21 protein-coding genes are annotated in these 20,462 nt (G+C 67.3%); 15 read left to right on the top strand and 6 right to left on the bottom strand.

Features of this window, described 5'->3' with window-relative positions:
- Positions 1-1,329 (bottom strand): MFS transporter (locus ACPUER_RS09315; RefSeq protein ID WP_425130914.1); only part of this gene is annotated, 1,329 nt, incomplete at its 3' end.
- A gap of 443 nt (positions 1,330-1,772) precedes the next feature.
- On the opposite strand from ACPUER_RS09315, the gene ACPUER_RS09310 reads away from it, so the two are divergent.
- Together ACPUER_RS09310 and ACPUER_RS09305 are read left to right on the top strand one after the other, a co-directional pair.
- On the top strand, positions 1,773-2,894 hold the full coding sequence (locus ACPUER_RS09310; protein ID WP_425130913.1) for a TauD/TfdA family dioxygenase: 1,122 nt from the start codon (positions 1,773-1,775) through the stop codon (positions 2,892-2,894).
- Positions 2,895-3,004: 110 nt separating this feature from the next.
- Positions 3,005-3,943: an ABC transporter substrate-binding protein gene (locus ACPUER_RS09305; protein ID WP_425130912.1), complete on the top strand. Its 939-nt coding sequence runs from the start codon at positions 3,005-3,007 to the stop codon at positions 3,941-3,943.
- A 34-nt stretch (positions 3,944-3,977) separates the two neighbouring features.
- On the opposite strand, the gene ACPUER_RS09300 is transcribed toward ACPUER_RS09305, so the two are convergent.
- Genes ACPUER_RS09300 through ACPUER_RS09280 form a run of 5 tightly spaced genes read right to left on the bottom strand, consistent with a single transcriptional unit; the run spans position 3,978 to position 8,421 of the window.
- A complete protein-coding gene (locus tag ACPUER_RS09300) occupies positions 3,978-4,292 on the bottom strand; it encodes a fucose-binding lectin II (protein ID WP_175963045.1) in 315 nt (104 codons plus the stop codon).
- Between the two features lie 43 nt (positions 4,293-4,335).
- The gene (locus ACPUER_RS09295) at positions 4,336-4,719 is read right to left on the bottom strand and encodes a GtrA family protein (RefSeq protein WP_175963021.1); all 384 of its coding nucleotides are present in this window, start codon (positions 4,717-4,719) and stop codon (positions 4,336-4,338) included.
- A gap of 16 nt (positions 4,720-4,735) precedes the next feature.
- Positions 4,736-5,782 (bottom strand): glycosyltransferase family 2 protein, encoded by a 1,047-nt coding sequence (locus tag ACPUER_RS09290; RefSeq protein WP_175963020.1) that lies wholly within the window; start codon positions 5,780-5,782, stop codon positions 4,736-4,738.
- Positions 5,783-5,806: 24 nt separating this feature from the next.
- Positions 5,807-7,186: a glycosyltransferase family 87 protein gene (locus tag ACPUER_RS09285; RefSeq protein ID WP_425130911.1), complete on the bottom strand. Its 1,380-nt coding sequence runs from the start codon at positions 7,184-7,186 to the stop codon at positions 5,807-5,809.
- On the bottom strand, positions 7,183-8,421 hold the full coding sequence (locus ACPUER_RS09280; RefSeq protein ID WP_175963018.1) for a glycosyltransferase family 87 protein: 1,239 nt from the start codon (positions 8,419-8,421) through the stop codon (positions 7,183-7,185). The genes ACPUER_RS09285 and ACPUER_RS09280 overlap by 4 nt, the downstream gene beginning before the upstream one ends.
- 1,046 nt (positions 8,422-9,467) lie before the next feature.
- On the opposite strand from ACPUER_RS09280, the gene ACPUER_RS09275 reads away from it, so the two are divergent.
- From ACPUER_RS09275 to ACPUER_RS09215, 13 genes are all read left to right on the top strand, one after another.
- Positions 9,468-9,659, top strand: coding sequence for a Flp family type IVb pilin (locus tag ACPUER_RS09275; protein ID WP_175963017.1), 192 nt, complete (start codon positions 9,468-9,470; stop codon positions 9,657-9,659).
- 141 nt (positions 9,660-9,800) lie between these two features.
- Positions 9,801-9,992 carry a Flp family type IVb pilin gene (locus ACPUER_RS09270; protein ID WP_111020645.1) on the top strand — a complete coding sequence of 64 codons (192 nt, stop codon included), beginning with the start codon at positions 9,801-9,803 and terminating at the stop codon, positions 9,990-9,992.
- Between the two features lie 80 nt (positions 9,993-10,072).
- A complete protein-coding gene (locus ACPUER_RS09265) occupies positions 10,073-10,282 on the top strand; it encodes a Flp family type IVb pilin (protein ID WP_105390944.1) in 210 nt (69 codons plus the stop codon).
- Between the two features lie 28 nt (positions 10,283-10,310).
- Positions 10,311-10,850 (top strand): A24 family peptidase, encoded by a 540-nt coding sequence (locus ACPUER_RS09260; RefSeq protein WP_425130910.1) that lies wholly within the window; start codon positions 10,311-10,313, stop codon positions 10,848-10,850.
- A 32-nt stretch (positions 10,851-10,882) separates the two neighbouring features.
- Entirely contained in the window at positions 10,883-12,283 is a 1,401-nt protein-coding gene (locus tag ACPUER_RS09255; protein ID WP_175963015.1) for an ATP-binding protein, read from the top strand.
- A 35-nt stretch (positions 12,284-12,318) separates the two neighbouring features.
- Positions 12,319-13,164 carry a Flp pilus assembly protein CpaB gene (gene cpaB, locus ACPUER_RS09250; protein ID WP_425130909.1) on the top strand — a complete coding sequence of 282 codons (846 nt, stop codon included), beginning with the start codon at positions 12,319-12,321 and terminating at the stop codon, positions 13,162-13,164.
- 104 nt (positions 13,165-13,268) lie between these two features.
- On the top strand, positions 13,269-15,215 hold the full coding sequence (locus ACPUER_RS09245) for a type II and III secretion system protein family protein (protein ID WP_425130908.1): 1,947 nt from the start codon (positions 13,269-13,271) through the stop codon (positions 15,213-15,215).
- A gap of 21 nt (positions 15,216-15,236) precedes the next feature.
- The gene (locus ACPUER_RS09240; RefSeq protein WP_175963012.1) at positions 15,237-15,539 is read left to right on the top strand and encodes a hypothetical protein; all 303 of its coding nucleotides are present in this window, start codon (positions 15,237-15,239) and stop codon (positions 15,537-15,539) included.
- Between the two features lie 25 nt (positions 15,540-15,564).
- On the top strand, positions 15,565-16,830 hold the full coding sequence (locus tag ACPUER_RS09235) for a pilus assembly protein TadG-related protein (RefSeq protein WP_175963011.1): 1,266 nt from the start codon (positions 15,565-15,567) through the stop codon (positions 16,828-16,830).
- A 12-nt stretch (positions 16,831-16,842) separates the two neighbouring features.
- Positions 16,843-17,376, top strand: coding sequence for a TadE/TadG family type IV pilus assembly protein (locus tag ACPUER_RS09230; protein WP_175963010.1), 534 nt, complete (start codon positions 16,843-16,845; stop codon positions 17,374-17,376).
- On the top strand, positions 17,373-17,816 hold the full coding sequence (locus tag ACPUER_RS09225) for a TadE/TadG family type IV pilus assembly protein (RefSeq protein WP_175963009.1): 444 nt from the start codon (positions 17,373-17,375) through the stop codon (positions 17,814-17,816). The genes ACPUER_RS09230 and ACPUER_RS09225 overlap by 4 nt, the downstream gene beginning before the upstream one ends.
- A 22-nt stretch (positions 17,817-17,838) precedes the next feature.
- Entirely contained in the window at positions 17,839-19,047 is a 1,209-nt protein-coding gene (locus ACPUER_RS09220) for an AAA family ATPase (protein WP_175963008.1), read from the top strand.
- Between the two features lie 18 nt (positions 19,048-19,065).
- The gene (locus ACPUER_RS09215) at positions 19,066-20,433 is read left to right on the top strand and encodes a CpaF family protein (protein WP_175963007.1); all 1,368 of its coding nucleotides are present in this window, start codon (positions 19,066-19,068) and stop codon (positions 20,431-20,433) included.
- The last annotated feature ends 29 nt before the right edge of the window (positions 20,434-20,462 follow it).

The following is a 20,462-nucleotide window of genomic DNA, read 5'->3' as shown; positions in this document are numbered from 1 at the left end:
GGCCACGATCGCTGCGCGCTGGCCCGCGACCAGCGCGCCGAGCGCCGCGACGCCGACGGCGGCACCCACCTGGCGCGCGGTATTGAGGATCGCGGACGCGGTGGCCGAGCGGCCGGCGTCGACACTGCCGAGCATCGTCGACGTCAGCGCGGGAATCGCGATGCCGCCGCCGATCGCCATTGCCGCGAGCCCCGGCACCAGCAGCGCGTATGGCGTGTGCGCGGCGAGCGTTTGCCACAGCCACACGTAGCCCGCGAGCGATACGGCAAGGCCGACGATGACGGTCGCGCGGAATCCGTAACGGACGGCGAGGCGCGCACTCGCGATGTTGGCGAGCATGATGATCGTGAGCGGCGCGAGCGCGAGCCCCGATTCGGTCGCGGTGAAGCCGCGCGCGCTCTGGAAATAGAGGCTGAGCGAGAAGATCAGCCCGTAGAACGCGGCGTTCGTGATCGCACCGATCGCGAGAACGCCCGGTACGCGCGCGATCCTGAAGAACGCGAGCTGCAGCATCGGTGCCGCCACGCGCCGCTCGATCGCGACAAACAGCGCGCCGAGTACGACCGATGCGATCAGCGCGCCGGCCGCATACGGGTCGCCCGGCCCGTGCGCGCCGGCCCGGATGATGCCGCCCGTCAGCAGGCCGAGCACGAGCACTGCGACGATCTGCCCGGCCGGATCGAACAGCCGCGTGCGCGCGGCGGCCGAATCCTGCACGCGGCGCAGCGTGAGCCACAGCCCGGCCGCGCAGATCGGCAGGTTGATGAAGAAGATCGCGCGCCAGCCGAGCGAATCGATCAGCAGCCCGCCGAGCGTCGGTCCGGCCGCGCTGATCGCGCCGCCGGTCGCGCTCCACCATGCGACGGCCTTCACGCGCGCGGCGGCGTCGTTCGCGCAAGCATGCGTGATGAGCGCGAGCGACGTGGGCAGGATCATCGCCGCGCCGACGCCCTGCGCGACACGCGCGGCGATCAGCGCCGCGAGCGACGGCGCGAGCGCGCAGCCGAGCGACGCGAGCAGGAACAGCGCGAGGCCGTACGCGAACAGCCGGCGGCTGCCGAAGCGGTCGGCCAGCGTGCCGGACGTCAGCAGCAGCGCGGCGAACGACAGCGTGTACGCGTCGACGATCCACTGCAGCCCGTGGACGCTCGATCCGAATGAATGGCCGAGGCTCGGAATCGCGACGTTGACGACGGTCACGTCGAGCTGGACGATCGCGAAGCCGAGGCTCGCGGCCGCGACGGCCGGGAAGATCGCGCGCAGCGACGTGCGGTGCGGCGGCGCGGCGGCGGTTAGCGCGCAGTCGAGCGCCGGAGCGCGTTCGCTCATCGCTGCCCCCGTGCCGCGTAGGTCGCGAGGCTGCCCGTCGGCGACGAAGCGTCGCATCCGGCGTATCCGAACAAGCAGCGCAGCAGTGGGTATCGGTTCATCTGGCGGTTTTCCGTGTGGCGGGTGATGGGGCGGCTGCCGGTCGAGAGCCGGCCGCATCGTCGAATCCGACAGAAAACTAGCATCGACCCGCCAGCGAATACAAATAATAACCAGCGATTTTTTAACAAGAATTAGTGTTAAAGACCGGCGCAATCGATGCGGCCCGACGCTAGCCGCGTTGCTGAACTTATATCGACAATTTTTGTTTGCAATCGATTTAATATCATTTCGCAATGCAATGACGGTCTTCTAGTCTTGTCGAGCGCTTCGCACCGAGGAAGGCAAAGCGCAGCGGTTGTGCCATACCGCTCTTCGACCCAAGATCTTTATACGAGAGACCTATGACCTATCTCGCAGATGAACGAATCGTCTTGACGGCAGTGGAGTCCGGTCACATCCGGAAGACGCTCGGCGCGCTGGCCTACGATCCCGCTGGCGGCGCCGGCTATATCAGCGCAGTACGCAAGCTTGCCTACAACGCATTTCCCGACCGGATCGTCGACGCGTTCGACCGCGCGAAGGCGCCGACCGCGGACGCGCACGGGTCGATCGAGATCGACAACCTGCCGATCGACGACGACGTGAACGGCAGCCCGAGGTTCGAGGAAACCGGCCGCTCGTTCAAGGCTGGCGTGCTGAGCGAGAACGTGCTGGTCGCGCTGAGCACGCTGGCCGGCGAGCCGTATTCGATCGCGCACGAAGGCCGCGAGCTCGTGAACAACCTGACGCCGCACAAGACGACCGCGCGCGAATACACGGGCCTCGGCTCCGAGGTCGAGCTGGATTTCCATATCGAGAACGCCGCGCAGGCGCACATGCCGGAAGGCGACACGTCGCCGTTCGCGCTGCTGCTGCTCGGCGTGCGCAGCGAAGCCGGCGGCGGCCCGTATACGCGGCTCGCGGATGCGCGCCGTGCGCTGCAATTGCTGTCGCCGGACGATATCGCGCAGCTCTACGGCGAGCACTACATCATCCGCGTGCCGTACCGGTGGCGCGGCGCCACGCCGACGCCGCGCGACAACACCGACCTGAGCGCCGTGCTATCGGGGCCGCTCGACGCGCCGCGCGTGACGGTCGCGTTCTATCCGGACATGGTGCTGGCGGTCAACACGCGCGCGCAGGAAGCGCTGGCGAACCTGTATCGCGCGGTGCGCGAGGTGTCGTTCGGGGTGCAGGTGTCGCCGGGCAAGCTGGTGCTGATCAACAACCATTTCACGCTGCATTCGCGCGACCGCTTCGATCCGCAATACGACGAGAACGACCGCGCGTTTCGCTGGGTGCAGCGTGTGTTCGTCGCGCGCAGCCTGTGGAATTTCCGCGCGTTCACGCCGCTGCAGGCACGTGTGTTCGATCCGAAGGCGCTGTATGCGGGCGAATCGTCGCAGGCGAATCGCCCGTCGCCTGTCGCGCAGCCGGCGCCTCGGCGCACTGCCGCAGCCGAACTCGAAGCGACGCCCGCTTGAGCGGGCCGGGAACGCAGCGCGGCGCACCGACGTATTCCAGCGCCGACCATCGCGCTGCCCGCGCTTGCGTTCGCCCCATGCGTCATCGAACAGGAAGGAATCCGGAAAACATGACAAGAACAGCATTCCCCGTTGCGCGTGTCGTTCGCATGCTGGCCGCGGTGCTGATCGGCGGCAGCTTCGCCGCGCAGGCCGCGACGTTCGACCTGAGCCCCGAGCAGACCGGCCGGCAGCGCGGCACCGTGAACCCGGCGGTCGAGCAGGCATTGCCGGGCGGCTTCAGGTTTGCCGAAGCGAACGCGCTGACGATCGGCATCGCGCCGAACCTGCCGCCGCTCAGCACGTATGCGACCGATGCGCGGACGGTGGTCGGCTTCGATCCCGATCTCGCGCAGCTCATCGCGGACAGCGTCGGGCGCAAGCTGAAGATCGTGCCGCTCGCGTGGGCCGACTGGCCGCTCGCGCTGCAGTCCGGCAAGGTCGACGTGGTGATCTCGAACGTGACGGTCACCGAGCAGCGCAAGGAGAAGTTCGACTTCTCGACCTACCGGAAGGATCAGCTCGGCTTTTACGTGAAGACCAGCAGCCGGATTGCCGCGATCCGCGAGCCGAAGGACGTGGCCGGGCTGCGGGTCGTGACCGATTCGGGCACGAACCAGGAAAAGATCCTGCTCGAATGGAACCGGCAGAACGTCGCGCGCGGCCTCGCGCCGGTCGAGATCCAGTACTACGCCGATGCGGCGGAGCGCTGGGTCGCGCTGCAGTCGGGCCGTGTCGACACGATCTTCAGCGTGAATTCGATGCTCGCTTACCAGGCGTCGCTGCGCGGCGATGCGAAGCTCATCGGCACCGTGAGCGGCGGCTGGCCGCGCACCGCGGACATCGCGATCACCACGCGCAAGGGCAGCGGCCTCGCCGAGCCGCTGACGCTCGCGATCAATGCGCTGATCGCGAACGGCAGCTACCGGAAAGTGCTCGGCCGCTGGAGCCTCGATGCCGAAGCGATCGACCGGTCGCGGACCAATCCGCCGGGGCTGCCGCGTACCTGAGCGCGGTACGGCGCGCGTGCGAACGCGGCGCCGCTCAGGTGATCGGCCACTGAAGAATGACGATCCCGTCGTTGTAGTCGCGGTCGGCGCCGTCCTCGGCGCCGAGCCAGCCGAGCCACACTTGATCGCCCGCGGACAGCGGCGCGAGGCGCGCATCGGTCGCGGACTTCCTGCCGCTGGCCGATGCGTCGATCCGGATCTTGCCGCCTTTCGAGTTCAGCGTGAACGTCCTGACGCCGTCGTTGCCGTTGCCGGCGAACGACGCGGCCGGTTCGGGCGCATCGTCGATGAACAGCTTCAGGTCCTGCCGGCCGGCGGCATGACGTTTCGGGAGCGGGAAGGGCGCGATTCGCGACTGCTATCGGGCCGCCGGGCGGCCGGCTATCCAATGCTTACCGGTAGGTCCAGAGCCGATGCAGCACGAACGTCGTCGGCGGGATCAGCAGTGCGATCGCGACGATGCTCATCGCGCGCGACACGTCGAGCATTTCGGCGGCACGCGCGAGCAGCAGCGTTTCGATGAAGCCGGCCAGCGTAACGACGAGAAAACGCAGCGCGTTGCGCGTGCGTACCGTCGACGAGAAGCTCCACAGCGTATTCGCGAGATACGAGAACGCCGTCGCGCAGAGAAACGCGACCGCGTTCGCGGCGACCAGCGTCGCATCGAACAGCGCGAACAGCGCGGACGCGACCAGCGTATGGAGCGCGGTCGAGCCGAGCCCGGACAAGCCGAAGCGCACGAGCCGCGTGCGCTCGGCATGGAGCAGGTCGATCATGGCCGTCTGCGCGCGTTCAGCGTACGTCGATCCGCGCACGGTTCGGCAACTGCACGCGCCGACGTGCGATCTGGCGGCGCGCATCGCGCGCGACCGGAAGTTCGATCACCTTGCCGTGCGCCTGGTAGCGGCGGCGGATCAGGTAGACGGGCCGTTGTTTCGACTCGTCGTAGATCCGCCCGATGTATTCGCCGATGACACCGATCCCGATCAGTTCGATGCCGCCGATGAACAGCGTGACCGAGATCAGCGACGCGTAACCGAGCACCGGATTGCCGAACAGCAGCGTGCGGAAGATGATGAACGAGCCGTACAGGAACGCGAGCGCGGCGATGCCGACGCCGATGTAGGTCCAGCTGCGCAGCGGCACCGTGCTGAAGCTGGTGATCCCTTCCAGCGCGAAATTCCACAGCTTCCAGCCGGAGAACTTCGAGTGCCCGGCGCTGCGCGGGTCGCGCTGGTATTCGACGATCACGGTCTTGAAGCCGACCCACGCGAACAGCCCCTTCATGAAGCGGTGCCGCTCGGGCAGGTTGCGCAGCGCGTTCACGACCTTGCGGTCCATCAGCCGGAAATCGCCGACGTTCTCCGGCAGCTTCACATCCGACAGCAGGTTGTGCACGCGGTAGTAGATCGCGGCCGCGGTGCGCTTCGCGAACGAATCGCATGCGCGGTTGCTGCGCTTCGCCGCGACGACTTCCGCGCCGGCGCGCCAGTGTTCGATCATCACCGGAATCAGGCTCGGCGGATCCTGCAGGTCGGCGTCGAGCGGGATCACCGCGTCGCCGGCGGCTTCGTCGAGGCCGGCCGTCAGCGCCGCTTCCTTGCCGAAGTTGCGGGTGAGATCGATCACGCGCACGCGCCGCTCGCCGGTGCTGATCCGGATCAGGCGTTCGAGCGTGTCGTCGCGGCTGCCGTCGTTCACGCAGACGATCTCGAAGCGGATCGCGTCGATGGCCGTCAGCAGCGGAATCACGACGTCGAAGAAGCGCTCGACGGCCTCGCCTTCGTTATAGAACGGCACGACCAGCGAAACGAGCGGCGTGTAGAGTGGTTCCCGCATGATGATTCCCCTTGTGATGTCGCTTCACCGGCCGGCGCCGAGCGTCGGGCGGCCGGTGCGGCGCATTCCGAGCGCCGGGCGGTGGTGCGGTCGAACCGGATGTGCGAAGCCGGTCTCGGTCGAGTCGTCGCGTGCGTCGGGCATCGACGGCACGTCGTGTCTTTCCTGCGCGATCCGGCTGACGAGCAGCGCGAGCGATGCGAGCGTCACGAGCGGCATGAACTGGAACGACAGATGCGACACGACCGCGAGGCCCGCGAGCGGCATCGTCCACAGCAGCATCAGCCATTCGCGATCGAAGCGCCGCCAGCCGTGCGTCCATGCATAGCGCGCGTACCACGCGATCACGATGCCGTACCAGGTCAGGTCGTAGTCGTACAGATAAGGGCTGATGAGCAGGCATGCGCATGCGAGGGTCGCGGCGCGCAGCGCATAGGAACATGCGCCGCGCCACGCGTAGACGACGGCGATTGCGGCGGCAGCGGCCGACAGCAGCTGAAGGCCGCGCGCGACGATCGCGGGCCAGCCGGCCATCGTCGCGAGCGCGAACACGGTCGGCATGCGGGCGAGCTTGGCGTGACCGGTGCCGACGATCGCGTAGACGTTGCCGATCACATGCGCGAACGTGACCCACGGGCCGACACCGAACGCGAGCGTCGCGAGCGCGGCGCAGCCGGCGATCGTCGCGGCCCACGCGGCCAGCGCACGCCACTGGCCCGCGCACAGCAGCGCGAGCGGGAACAGCACCGCGAGCTGCGGCTTCATCGTCAGCAAGCCGAAGCAGATCCCGGCGCAGATGGGGCGGCGGTTCAGCGCGAGCAGGCCGATGCCCGCGAGCATCGCGGTAAAGAGGCTGGTTTGACCGACGATCACGGTGAGAAACGCGCCGGGGAACGCGAGCGCGCACAGCCACGCGGCATCGCGCTGCACGGTCGCGCGGATCGTCGCGGCGAACATCACATACGTGACGCCGAGCCACAGCACGAGTGCCAGCATGTACGGCAGCCAGCCGAGCGGCAGCACGAGCAGCAGCATCGTCGGCGGATAGAGCCACGGCAGCGCGCCGTCCGCGAGCGTCATCGTCGGGACTGCCAGCTTCTGGACCGCGAACAGCGCGGGGAAATGCCACGCGTCGGCACCGTGCCCGTGCGCGGCGAGCCGCGCGGCGCTCCAGATCGGCGAGAAATCCTGCGACAACTGTTCCAGTGCACCGTTGTGCGACAGGAGCACGCGGGTCACGTAGATGACGATGAACAGCAGTTCCGTCAGCAGCACGGCGGCCGCATAGAGGCGCACGCGATCGCGATTGAGCCAGTGCGGATAGCGGCGCGGGCCTGCGATCGGGAGTTCCGGATGCAGATCGACGGCGGAATGCGCTTGGCGGGCGAACGAAGGCGCTTTCATTGCGTGCTCCGTGACGCGAGCGCCGTGCGGCGCACGACGACGAACAGCACCGCGAGCAGCACGACCGGCCCGATCTGCGGCAGCTTCATCAGCCGGTTGAACATCTCGAAGATCGGCAGCAGCCACGCGAGCACGAGGATGCCCTGGTCGCCGGGAAGCCAGCCTTCGTCGAGGCCGTGTGCGATCAGGCAGAAGATCGCAATGCCGAGCCAGGTCAGTTCGTAGTTCCACAGATACGGCGTCGTAAGCAGCGTGGCGACGGCCAGCACCGCGGCGCGCAGGCGCATGTCGCGCGTGCGGCGCCACACGTCGACGGCCGCGGTGATCGCCAGCAGCGCGACCGCCGCTTGCGCGGCCAGCGCGGCAGCCACCGGCGCACCCGCGAGCCGCAACGCGGCGAACGGTGTCGGCGACGCGAGCCAGTACGACGCGAGCATGAAATGCTGGTCGCGTACCGTCGACATGGCGTGGCTCAAGCCGTGCATCGCGCCGGGCCCGGCCAGCGCGATGCCGGCCGCCGCGAACAGCGTTGCGCTGATCGCCGCCGCCGCGAACGTGCGCCACGCCCGCGCCGCGATCAGCACGAACGGGAACACGACGGCGAGTTGCGGCTTGATCGCGAGCAGCCCGATCAGCACGCCGGCCGCAACCGGACGCTTGCCGAGCAGATGCAGCGCGAGCGCGGCGATGCCGGCGGTCAGGATGCTGTTCTGGCCGAACAGCGCGGACATGCACACCGCCGAATACGCGGCCGCGACGAGCGCCGCGGCGCGCGGGTGCGGAAGATGCGCGCGCAATCCCGACAACCGCGAGACGGCGAACGCGTAGCATAAAAGACTGCCCGCGAAAAAGAGGAAATATGCGGGCAGGAAAGGCACAAGGGCAACGGGCGCGATGAACAGCAACATCGTCGGCGGATAGAGCCAGGGAAGCGGCCGGTGCTGCAGATACGCACCGAAGTGCGCGAACTCGGCCTGCAGGAATGACGAAGAGTCGTAGGCCGCTGCGGCATGGCCTTGCAATACGAGGTTCGATGCGGTCCAGAAGACCGAGAAGTCGGCGCCCGGGCGGGCGGTGGCATTCGACGTGAAGCCGTCCGTCACGATGCCCCAGACGGCGAGCAGCGCGGCGAAGAGCATCAGCATGATGCAGCTGTACGGAACGATCCGGTCCGCTGTCAACCATTGAGCACAGCGTATTGCGCGATCGCGCGTTCCACGATTGGCTGTGTACATGATGCCCCGTTTGTGGTGGAGGCTGCTTGGTCTGTCGCAGCCGTTTCATGTTGTCGTGCCACCGGATCGAATCGCTCTGAATGGCGTTGTCCGGTGAATGCATTGTTGAAGAAAAAATCGCATGTTGCAAACCGCGCACTGGAAGCCGGGATCCCGATTAATCAGTGACAGGCGTGAAAACCGCGTTTTTTGGTATGAGAAAACGACCCGGTCGGGTTTCATGTTGCTGGCTTGAAACATTCCGTGTTTTTGAGCGGTGTCGCGTCCCTCCGATCCCATGAAATGCAACCGGCTGCCCGCGTCCGGGAAAATCCCGAGAAAAAATTTTGGATCCTTTGTGCAGCGCGGCGGCGAGCGTTCCGGCGTACCTCGCTCGCGGGAATGCATATATCAAAGTTGAAACATTTCGTTCGTCGCACCATTGGCGCGAGAACCCGTGGATCGCCGGAACCCTTGATACGCCTGGATTTCGCTCGAGGTGGCCTGCTCTTTGCGTCAGCGTTGGCACGGCAGTCGGCGAAGTGACGACCGGGCTGTTCCGGGAACAGACGGAACCGGCTTCGGAATCACCTGCGGAGAAGAGGGCCGGAGCGCGTCGGGGAACACGCAGCTCCAGGTCGATGAACCGCGAGAATCGTCGCCGATCGACCGATGAGACCCGATAGCGTCAGGGCAACAAGAAGATCGGCATCGCAGCACATGGGGAATAAAAATGAAAGACCACAGCACTTCGCGGCCGGCTGGCCGCGTTGAAAACGAATTACCGCACCGCCGGGAGTTTGTCTCCCGTTCAACTGGATTCCATGCGTCGAACGGCAGTCACGCCGTTCAGGTCGATCGTCCAGCCCGGTTTATCCGGCTGATCGAACCGTACGCGCATCTCTCGCGTTCCTTCTCACTGAAATCCGTTCTCACGGACAGGTGTGCGCATCCCTGTCCCCGCAGCTGAGCGTCACGTTTCGATTTTCTTGTAGTGCCGGTGGTGCCCGTCCCCGACGTCATGATCGACGAAGGGAATTTAATAGCAGTCCGAAAGGAGAGTGCTCATGTCAAGAGTCATCGAAAAGATCGCCTGGTTCACTCGGGATCAGCGCGGCGTGACGGCCATTGAATACGGCCTGATCGCCGCACTGATCGCGATCGGCATCGTCGCCGCGTTGGCGACGGTCGGTACGGATCTGAAGACCGTGTTCAGCACGATCGCCGCGGATCTGGACTCGGCGGTAGCAGGTCTTTGATGGACGGTACGGCGGGCGGCTCGTCCGAATCGTTCGCCGGCACCACACGGCATTAACAACTTTCCTCGACGTATCGATGCCAGATCGATCGATCCAGCCGGTACGCGAGGGCTTTGAAAGTCATCACGCAAGGAGATAACCATGTCCAAGTTCATTCAACAAGCCAGCCGCTTCGTCCGCGATGAAGACGGCGTGACCGCCATCGAATACGGCCTGATCGCCGCACTGATCGCGGTAGGCATCATCCTCGCGCTGTCGACGATCGGGAAGGACCTCAAGACCGTGTTCAGCACGATCGCGGCCGACCTGGATTCGGCGGTGGCAGGCCTCTGATGGACCGTGCCGCGGACGGCTCGGCTGGTGCAGTGCTCGAGCCGTCCCGGTCATCTGATCAACCGGAACTGGAGACCATCATGCAAGCCAGGGTGCGTGCCGTATGTCGCCGCTGGATCGGCGACGAGCAGGGCGTGACGTCGATCGAATATGCGTTGCTCGGGGCGATGTTCGCCGTCGCGGTTCTGGGCAGCGTCGTCACGCTGAGAGGCTCGCTGGCCGATACGTACGAAGTGATCGCAACAGCCGTGACGGCGGCCGTGACCACCGCGCTGGCCATGGTTTCCTGATCCATCGATTCGCTCCGCGAGGTTCGCCATGTTACTCGTTGCGCCGCCTTACCCGGTTCCGTTGTGCGTGACGCTGCTCGCGGTCGCCGCGGCAAGCACGGACATCGCGGCCCGCCGCATTCCGAACCGCCTCGTCGCGGTCGGCCTCGTCGGTGCGCTGGTGGCCCAGTGCATGCTGCACGGCGTCCTGGCAGGCGCACTCGGATGGCTCGCGGGAGCAGCGACCGGCTTCGGCCTGCTGCTGCCGTTCTACCTGTTGCGCGGGATGGCGGCCGGCGACGTGAAGCTGATGCTCGCGATCGGCGCATGGGTCGGTGCGGAAATGACGTTTTACATCGTGCTGGCCACCTTCGTGGCCGGCGGGATCGGCTCCATCGCGTTCGCGCTGTTGCGCGGGCGGATGCGCCAGATGTGGGCGAACGTCCGCGCGCTGATCGCGCGCCGTTCGCAAGGGGCGCGCGCAGGGGCAGCCGACGGCCCCGCGGAGATCGCGTCGGTCGGCACGCTGCCGTACGGCGTGGCGATCGCGGCCGGCACGCTGGGCATGCTGTTCGCGTCGTGCGCATAGCGCGACGAGCCCGCAACGAGGATGGAACCATCATGAACACGAACCACACCGAACCGAGACGCGACGCGCAGGTATCCAAACTGCCCGATCCGTTGCCGTCGCGGGAGGCCAATACGAAGCCGGGCGCGCAGTTGCCGGCGGCGCCGCGCTCGCTCGACGAAACCGGGCTGAGCATGACGTTCGTCGCCGGGCTCGTGCTGAAGTCGACGCTGATGCTCGGCCGCCCGTCGTACGGCGACCTGGTCGAGCGGCACTGCCTGCCGCTCGCGGTGCTCGACGATGTCTTCGCGTTCCTGGTGCGCGAGCATCTCGTCGAGCTCACCCATCGCGGCGCGACCGATCTCGACGTGACGTTCCGCCTGACCGACGCGGGCCGCGTGCTCGCGTTCGAGGAACGCGCGCGCAGCGGCTACAGCGGGCCCGCGCCGGTCACGCTCGACGCGTATCTCGAATGCGTGAGCGCGCATTCGGTGCGCAAGCTGCACATCGGCCAGGGCGATGTGTGGGCCGCGTTCGAAGGCTTCGTGATCGACACGTCGGTCCTCGACGCGGCGGCCGCGGCGCTGAACGCGGGCCGTCCGCTGCTGATCTACGGCCCGGCCGGCAGCGGCAAGACCTTCCTCGCCGAGCGGCTCGGCGCGCTGATGCACGGCCGCGTGCCGGTGCCGCACGCGATCTGCGCGGCCGGTGAAGTGATCCAGATCTACGACCCGCTCGTGCATGTCGACGCGGAACCGCAATCCGGCGGCCAGTCGGTCGATCGCCGCTGGCGCCTGTGCAAGCGGCCGGTCGTGACGTCCGGCGGCGAACTGACGCTCGACGAGCTCGATCTGCGCCGCGACGAGGCGGCCGGCTTCTACCAGGCGCCGCCGCACATGAAGGCGAACATGGGCATGTATGTCGTCGACGATCTCGGCCGCCAGCGCGTCGAGCCGCGCGACCTGCTCAATCGCTGGCTGCGCCCGCTCGATCGCGGCGTCGATTTCCTGACGCTCGAATCCGGCAACCGCTTCGTGCTGCCGTTCGACGTGTGGCCGGTGTTCTCGAGCAACCTCGCACCGGAGCAGTTCTGCGACGACGCGTTCATGCGTCGCCTCGGCTCGAAGCTTCACGTCGGCGCGTTGTCGATCGACGACTACCGCGCGGTGTACGACGCGGCCTGCGCATCGCTCGGTCTCGTATCGGCGCACGATGCGTTCGAGTTCCTGCTGCACCGGCTGCATCTGCCGACCGGCAAGGCGTTTCTCGCGTGCTTTCCGGCGGACCTGTTGCGCCTCGTGGCCGCCGGCGCGCGTTACCGCGGCGATCCGCTCGAGGTGACGCACGACGCACTGTACGACGCATGGGCGAGCTATTTCGGCGCAGCGCCCGAACGGGACGGCAGCCATCCGCCGCCCATCGAGCGAGGCGGACGTACGTTCATCACCGGTTGAGCCGTTTCTTTCACGAATCGTCGAGGAGCATTGCCATGAAAAACAGTCGAGCGCTCATGATGCTGGCCGTCGCGATGGTCGCGGGTCTTGCCGCGGTCGTGTTCGCGTCCCACTGGCTGGTGCAGACATCCACGAACTCGGTCACGCCCGTCGCGGTAGCGGCCGCCGACCTGAACCTGGGCGAGCCGCTCGGGGCGAACCAGATCCACATGGTGAGCTGGCCGTCGGGCAGCGTGCCGACCGGCGCGTTCACCGATACGAAAACCCTCGAAGGGCGCGTCGTGCGCACCAGCCTGGCGCGCGGCGAGCCGGTGATCGAGTCGAAGCTCGCACCGCTCGGCACGAAGGGCGGGCTGTCCGCGGTGATCGCCGACGGCAGCCGCGCGATCACGGTGCGCGTGAACGACGTGGTCGGCGTCGCGGGCTTCGCGCTGCCGGGCACCTACGTCGACGTGATCGTCAACACGCAGGAGCAGCAGGGCAAGACCGACGGGCAGAGCATCTCCAAGATCGTGCTCGAGCACATCCTCGTGCTCGCCGTCGCGCAGCAGGTCAGCCGCGACGACACCGCACCGAAGGTGGTCAACGCGGTCACGCTGGAAGTCACGCCCGAGCAGGCCGAACGGCTCGACCTCGCGCGCAGCGTCGGCACGCTGTCGCTCGTGCTGCGCAACCAGGTCGACCAGAAGACGATGAACACGGATGGCGCGACCAAGATGACGCTGCTCGGCAAGCCGCCCGTACCCGATTTGCCGCCGCTTCCCGCTCCCGCACAAGTGCGGACGGTGCGCGTGCACACCGCGTCGCACGCGGCGCCGGCCGCGCGGCGCGACTGCGTCGGCGTGCTGGCGGGCGTGAAGGGCAGCGTCGAATGTTTCTGAAGCAGATCAACACAGCCAGATAAACAGATCGGCCGCCGGCAGGGTACGGCGGCCTCGGAAGTCGACAACCGGCACGGCGCCGGTCTCTCGGGGGATAAGACAAAATGAAGCTCAAACCGCAACGTACAGGTACAGGCCCACTGCGGACGCGCGTGGCACGGGGCACGATGATGGCCGCGATCCTTTGTTCGGGATGGCTGACCGTTTATGGCGCACTGGCCCAGGAAGGCATCGAGGCGGGCGTGCTGACGAAGGGCGGCGCCAGCGCGCCGGCCGCGGTCGGCAAGGGGCCCGTGCAGATGACGATCAGCATGGCGGCGGCGCCGGTCGCCGCGGCCGCCGCAACGGCTGGGCCGCTGCGCGGGCCGAACTGCGTCGGCGCCGTGCGCGAGTCGACCAGCGTCAGCGTGCCGCTCGGCAAGTCGCTGCTGGTGCCGATGCCGGAGCCGGTCCGCAATCGGACGATCGGCAACCCGGCCGTCGCGCAGGCGACGATGGTATCGCCGCAGACGCTGTACATCCTCGGGCTGTCGGTCGGCACGACGAACATGATCGTGCAGGGCAAGAGCGGCGCATGCCGCGTGATCGACGTCGCGGTCGGAGCGGATGCCGCCGGCCTGCAGGGATCGCTGCAGCAACTGCTGCCGGGAGAACGCGACATCCATGTGTCGACTGCCGCCGGCACGATCGTGCTGGCGGGCAGCGTGTCGAACTCGCAGGCCGCGCAGCAGGCCATGCAGATCGCACGCGCGTACGGCGACAGTCCGGGTGATGCCGCCGGGGGCGGCAAGCAGGGCGCCGGCGTGCTGAACATGCTGAGCGTCACGTCGCCGCAGCAGGTGATGCTCGAGGTGAAGGTGGCCGAGGTGTCGAAGACGCTGATCAACCAGATGGGCAGCGCGTTCAACATCCAGGGCGGGTTCGGTTCGTGGAGCGGTGCGCTGGTCAGCAACCTGCTCGCGGGCGTCGCGAGCGGGGCCATCTTCAACAAGGCGAACAACAAGCCGTTCAGCATCGCGGCCGACGCGCAGAACACCGACAACCTCGTCAAGATCCTCGCGGAGCCGAATCTCGTGACGATCAGCGGCCAGGAAGCGACGTTCCTCGCCGGCGGCAAGATCTTCATCCCGATCCCGCAGAGCAGCGGCAACGGCATCTCGTCGATCACGCTGCAGGAAGAGGAGTTCGGCGTCGCGCTGAAGTTCACGCCGACGGTGCTGGCGAACGGCCGGATCAGCCTGAAGGTCGCACCGGAAGTATCGGAGCTGTCGCAGACGGGCGTCACGCTGAGTGCGTCCAACATCGGCGGCACGTCGATCCTGCCGCTGATCACGACGCGGCGTGCTTCGACGACGGTCCAGATGAGCGACGGCGAATCGTTCGCGATCGGCGGGCTGATCAAGGACAACGCGAGCGGCGCGCTGAAGGCGATCCCGGGTGTGGGCGAAGTACCGGTGCTCGGCGCGCTGTTCCGCAGCACGTCGTTCCAGCAGGACCGCACCGAGCTGATCTTCCTGATCACGCCGCACCTCGTGAAGCCGCTGCAGACCGCGGACGTGCCGCTGCCGACCGACAGCTTCTCGAAGCCGCACGAACTCGACGTGTACGCGACGGGCAACATGGAAGGCCGCCGCGGGGTCCGCAAGCCGGGCGCGCAACCCGCGAGCGGCGCGGCTGCTGCACCTCAGGAGGCACCGGCCCAGGCACCGGCTCAGGCACCTGCACCTGCACCTGCACCGCAATCGGAAGCGCCCGCCGCTGCGGCCGCCGCACTGCCCGCGCCGCGCGCGCCGCAGGGCACGGACGCACAGCCGCCGGTGCCGGCCGAGCCACAGAAGACGCCTGCACCGGTAGCGGCCACCGCGCCGCAGCCAGACGCGGCAAACGCGGCAAATGCAGCCCGGGTCGCGCGTATCGAAGCCGCCGCCGCGCGCCTCGCGGCAGCCGGCCCCGGCACGCCGGCCCAGCCGGCGGCGCGACCGAAGCAACGAGTGCCCGCGGTTGCCCGGGCGCAGGTTGCGCGCTCGGAACCCCATTCCACCGATCGTTGAAGCTATCCAAGGGGAAGCTCCATGAAATCCGCCTACCTCGTATTCGTGCGCCGCGCGGCGCTCGCCGCACCGCTCGCGTTCGCGCTTGCCGGCTGCATGTCGTCGACCCCGGTGTGGGACAGCCGCTTCGGCGATTCGGTCCGCACCGTGATGCAGGCCCAGATCATCGACCCGCATGCCGCCGAACACGCGGCATCGGCGTCGGCGTCGGGCATCGACGGCGGCGCCGCCGCGGCCGCGCTCGACAACTACGACAAGTCGTTCAAGCAGATCCAGCCGCCTGCCAATGCGTTCGTGATCGGCATCGGCAAGGCGACCCAATAACAACGGCACGCTCAGGGAGAACGCCATGTCCAGCGCAGCTCGCTATCCGAAAGTCACGCGTCGCGGCCTCCATCGCCAGCGCGGCGCCGTCGCGATCATCGTCGGTCTCGCACTGGCGGTGATGATCGGGTTCGTCGGTCTCGCGCTGGACCTCGGCAAGCTGTACGTCACGCGCAGCGAACTGCAGAACAGCGCCGATGCGTGCGCGCTGTCGGCTGCGCGCGACCTGACTTCGGCCATCAGCCTGTCGGTCGCCGAGGCGAACGGCATCGCTGCCGGCCACCTGAATTTCGTGTTCTTCCAGAACCAGTCGGTGCAGATGCTGACGAATTCGAACATCACGTTCAGCGACTCGCTGTCCAATCCGTTCCTGACGAAGAACTCGGTCACGACGCCGGCGAACATCAAGTACGTGAAGTGCGTCGCGTCGCTGAGCAACATTGCACACTGGTTCATCGAGGTGCTGAACGTGCTGCCGGGCACCAAGCTCGCGAACGCGGCCGAAGTGTCGGCGAGCGCGATCGCGACGGTCGGCGGCGGGCAGACCACCTGCGCGATCCCGGTGTTCGTGTGCCGCGCGACGGGCGCGCCGCCCTACAACGTCGGCGACTGGATCACGTCGCCGTCCGGTTCGACCTACGGGCCCGGCAACTTCGGCTGGGCGGCGCTCGACGGCTCGACGAACGAAACGACCATCGCGGGCGAGCTGTCGGGCAATACCTGCAATATCAAGAGCCCGCCCGACCTCGGCAGCACCGGCCTGAAGTCGGCGTCGCTGCGCGCCTGGAATACGCGCTTCGGCATCTATACGAGCGGCGCGAACGGGTCCAGCGGCCAGCCCGATTTCACTGGCTACGCGTATGTCGGCCCGAACTACGGGCCGCCCGGAACGCCGGGCATCAAGGGCGACGCGTACACGCAGTTCGTGACCGACCGCACGACCTTCAAGTCCTACCAGGGCGACGGCGCGCCGCCGGCTGGCAGCGGGATCTCAACCAACGGCACCGCGACGGCGAGCAACTACCAGACCTTTGGCGGCGACCGCCGTGTCGCGCTCGCGCCGGAAGGCGACTGCTCGGCGCTGAGCGGCAGCAGCGGCAAGGTGCACATCACGCAATGGGATTGCGTGCTGATGCTCGATCCGTTGCCGTTCAGCCCCGGCAAAGGCGGTGTCGTGGCGCACCTCGAATACCTCGGCTCGTCGGTGTCCGGCAACAGTCCGTGCGCGACGCACGGGTTGCCTGGCGACGGCAGCGCGTCCGGGGTCCAGGTGCCGATGCTCGTTCAATAGGGAGAGGCGATCATGAAAAGGTCCCCGTTTCGCCGTTCGCGCACCCGTGGCGTGGCCGCCGTCGAGTTCGCGCTCGTACTGATGCCGATGATCATGCTCGCGACCGGCGTGGCCGAGTTCGGCCGCGCGATCTACCAGTACGAGACGCTGACCAAGGCGACGCGCGACGCGGCGCGCTACCTGTCGATCTGGCTGCCGACCGACAGCGCGTATCCGGTGGCGGCGGCGCAGTGTCTCGTCGTGTACGGCAGCACGACGTGCGGCTCGGCCGGCACCGAGCTGGTGCCGGGGCTCACCACGTCGATGGTGACCATCTGCGATGCGTCGCATACGACCGGCTGCGGCGATGCGTCCGACCCGGCGCAGTTCTCGAACCTGCCGACCTACGACGCGGACAACAACGCGGCGAGCGGCACGGCGACGGGCAGCATCAACGTCGTCGAAGTGAAGATCAAGGGCTACCAGTACCAACCGATCCCCGCGTACCCGGGGCTGAAGTCGATCACCTTCGGCAACATCGTCACCGTGATGAGGCAAGTGTCATGAATGCGCGCCATTTTCCGCTGTCGCGCCGGCGCGGCGAGCGCGGTTCGACGATCGTCGAGTTCGCGCTCATCGCGTCGGTGCTGATCATGCTGCTGATCGGCATCTTCGAATTCGGCCGCGTGCTGTTTTACTGGAACACCGCGAGCGAGGCCGTGCGTCTCGGCGCGCGCACGGCGGTGGTCTGCGACGTGGATGCCGCCGGCGTCGCGAAGCGCGTGACGAAGCTGCTGCCGCTGCTGTCGAGCGCGAACGTGTCGGTGGACTACTCGCCGGCGAGCTGCGACGTGACCACCTGCTCGTTCGTGACCGTGAGCGTCAAGAACGTCACGGTCAAGACGATGATCCCGTTCGTGAACGTGACGATCAAGATGCCGCCGTTCACGACAACGCTGCCGCGCGAAAGCCTGACTTCCGCGACCGGCGGCACTGCCTGCAATTAATCGAACAGACGAGGCACACGACATGATCAATATCCTCGTAGCTTCCGACGATACCGCGCGGCTCACGCAGATCGCGCGACTCGTCACCGACTGCGGACGCTATCGCGCAACGCGCGCAACCGGCCGCCCTTCGCAGATCGAGCATCGCACCGACGGGCTCGACGCGTTCGACATCCTGCTGGTCGACGGCTCGTCGTTCGCCCCGTCGGAACTGTCGGCGATCGAGCGAATCTGCCGCGCTCACGCGGGCCTGACCTGCATCCTCGTGACGGCTGACGCGTCCCCGCAACTGCTGCTGGACGCGATGCGCGCGGGCGCACGAGACGTGCTGCAGTGGCCGCTCGATCGGCAGGCGCTCGGCAACGCGCTCGAGCGTGCCGCCGCGCAAAGCACGCGGAGCGACACCGACGATACGCGGATCGTGTCGTTCATGTCGTGCAAGGGCGGCGCCGGCACGAGCTTCGTCGCCAGCAACGTCGCGTTCGAGATCGCCGAAGGCTTCAAGCGCCGCGTGCTGCTGATCGACCTGAACCAGCAGTTCGCCGACGCGGCGTTCCTGGTCAGCGACGAAACCCCGCCGTCGACGCTGCCGCAGCTTTGCGCGCAGATCGAGCGGCTCGACAGCGCGTTCCTCGACGCGAGCGTCGCGCACGTGACCGAGAACTTCCACGTGCTCGCGGGCGCGGGCGACCCGGTCAAGGCCGCCGAGATGCGCGAGGACGCGCTCGAATGGATTCTCGGCGTCGCCGCGCCGCGCTACGACTTCGTGATCTTCGACATCGGCGTCGGCATCAATCCGCTGTCGATGGTCGCGCTCGATCGCAGCGACCAGATCCAGATCGTGCTGCAGCCCGCGATGCCGCACGTGCGCGCCGGCCGCCGGCTGCTGGAGATCCTCGTGTCGCTCGGCTACTCGACCGATCAGATGCGTCTGATCGTGAACCGCGCGACGCGCGCGAGCGACCGGACCCGTACCGCGCTCGAGGAAGTGCTCGGCCTGCAGGCCGCCTGCACGATTCCCGACGACGCCGACACCGTGCTCGAAGCGATCAACCAGGGGCATCCGGTATCGCGGCTCGCGCGCAGCACCGCGGTCGCGCGGGCATTGCAGGGTTGCGCGAAACATCTCGTCGAAGGCGAAGTGCGCGCCGGACGCAGCGCGACGCGCAGCGAACCGCTGATGTCCCGGCTGTTTGGCCGCAAGGCCACGCCGAAGCTCAAGTCCATGTAAATCTCTCGGGGAACCGTCATGTCATTGCGCGAACAGATGTCCTTGCACCGGGCCCAGCCGATGGCGGCGGGCAGCGAGCCGGCCGGCCCGGCGCATTCGTCGGTACGCGACGCATACCAGAAGCTGCGCCGCGAAATTCACCAGACCGTGCTCGAACGCGTCGAGCTGGAGCGCCTGTCGCGGATGCCGCAGGAGCAGGTCCGCCAGGAAATCTCCTCGCTGATCTCGCGCATCCTCGACGACGAGCGGACGCCAGCGAACGACATCGAGCGGCGGCAGCTCGCGATCGACGTGTACGACGAGATGTTCGGCTTCGGCCCGCTCGAGGCGCTGCTGCGCGACCCGAGCATCTCCGACATCCTCGTGAACACGTACCGGCAGGTTTATGTCGAACGCTTCGGCCAGCTCGAACTGACCGACGTGACGTTCTACGACGACGCGCACCTGATGAAGGTGATCGAGAAGATCGTGTCGCGTGTCGGGCGCCGCATCGACGAATCGAGCCCGATGGTCGATGCGCGGCTGCCGGACGGCTCGCGCGTGAACGCGATCATCCCGCCGTCGGCGATCGACGGGCCGCTGATGTCGATCCGGCGCTTCGCGGTCAACCCGCTGAAGATGGACGACCTGGTGCGCTACCAGAGCCTGACGCCGCCGATGGCCGATTTGCTCGACGCGCTGTCGCGCGCGAAGGTGAACGTGCTCGTGTCGGGCGGCACGGGCAGCGGCAAGACGACGCTGCTCAACATCCTGTCCGGCTACATTCCGCGCAACGAGCGGATCGTGACGATCGAGGACGCCGCCGAGCTGCAGCTCCAGCAGCCGCACGTGCTGCGGCTCGAGACGCGCCCGCCGAACATCGAGGGCAAGGGCGAGATCACGCAGCGCACGCTGGTGCGCAACGCACTGCGGATGCGGCCGGACCGGATCATCCTCGGCGAAGTGCGCGGCGCCGAAGCGCTCGACATGCTCAACGCGATGAACACCGGCCACGAAGGCTCGCTCGCGACGATCCACGCGAACACGCCGCGCGATGCGCTGACGCGGCTCGAGAACATGATCAGCGTCTCCGGCCTGTCGCTGCCGCCGAAGACGATGCGCCAGCAGATCGCGTCGGCGATCTCGGTGGTCGTGCAGGCGGCGCGGCTGACGGACGGCAAGCGCAAGATCGTCAGCATCCAGGAGCTGACCGGGATGGAAGGCGACATCATCAACATGCAGGAGATCTTCACGTTCAAGCGCACCGGCGTGGATCGCGACGGCACGGTACGCGGCCACTTCTGCGCGACCGGCGTACGGCCGAAGTTCGTGGAGCGGCTGCAGGCATTCGGCATCAACCTGCCGGATTCGCTGTACGACCCGTCCCAGCGTTACGAGACGAACTGACGGCCTGTCGGCGCTTGCATTCGGGGAGG

This window comes from Burkholderia sp. DN3021, assembly GCF_049805555.1.
GTDB classification, from domain to species: Bacteria; Pseudomonadota; Gammaproteobacteria; order Burkholderiales; family Burkholderiaceae; genus Burkholderia; species Burkholderia pyrrocinia_C.
Note: the sequence above shows the minus strand (reverse complement) of the source record. Positions and strands in the feature narration are given on the sequence as shown.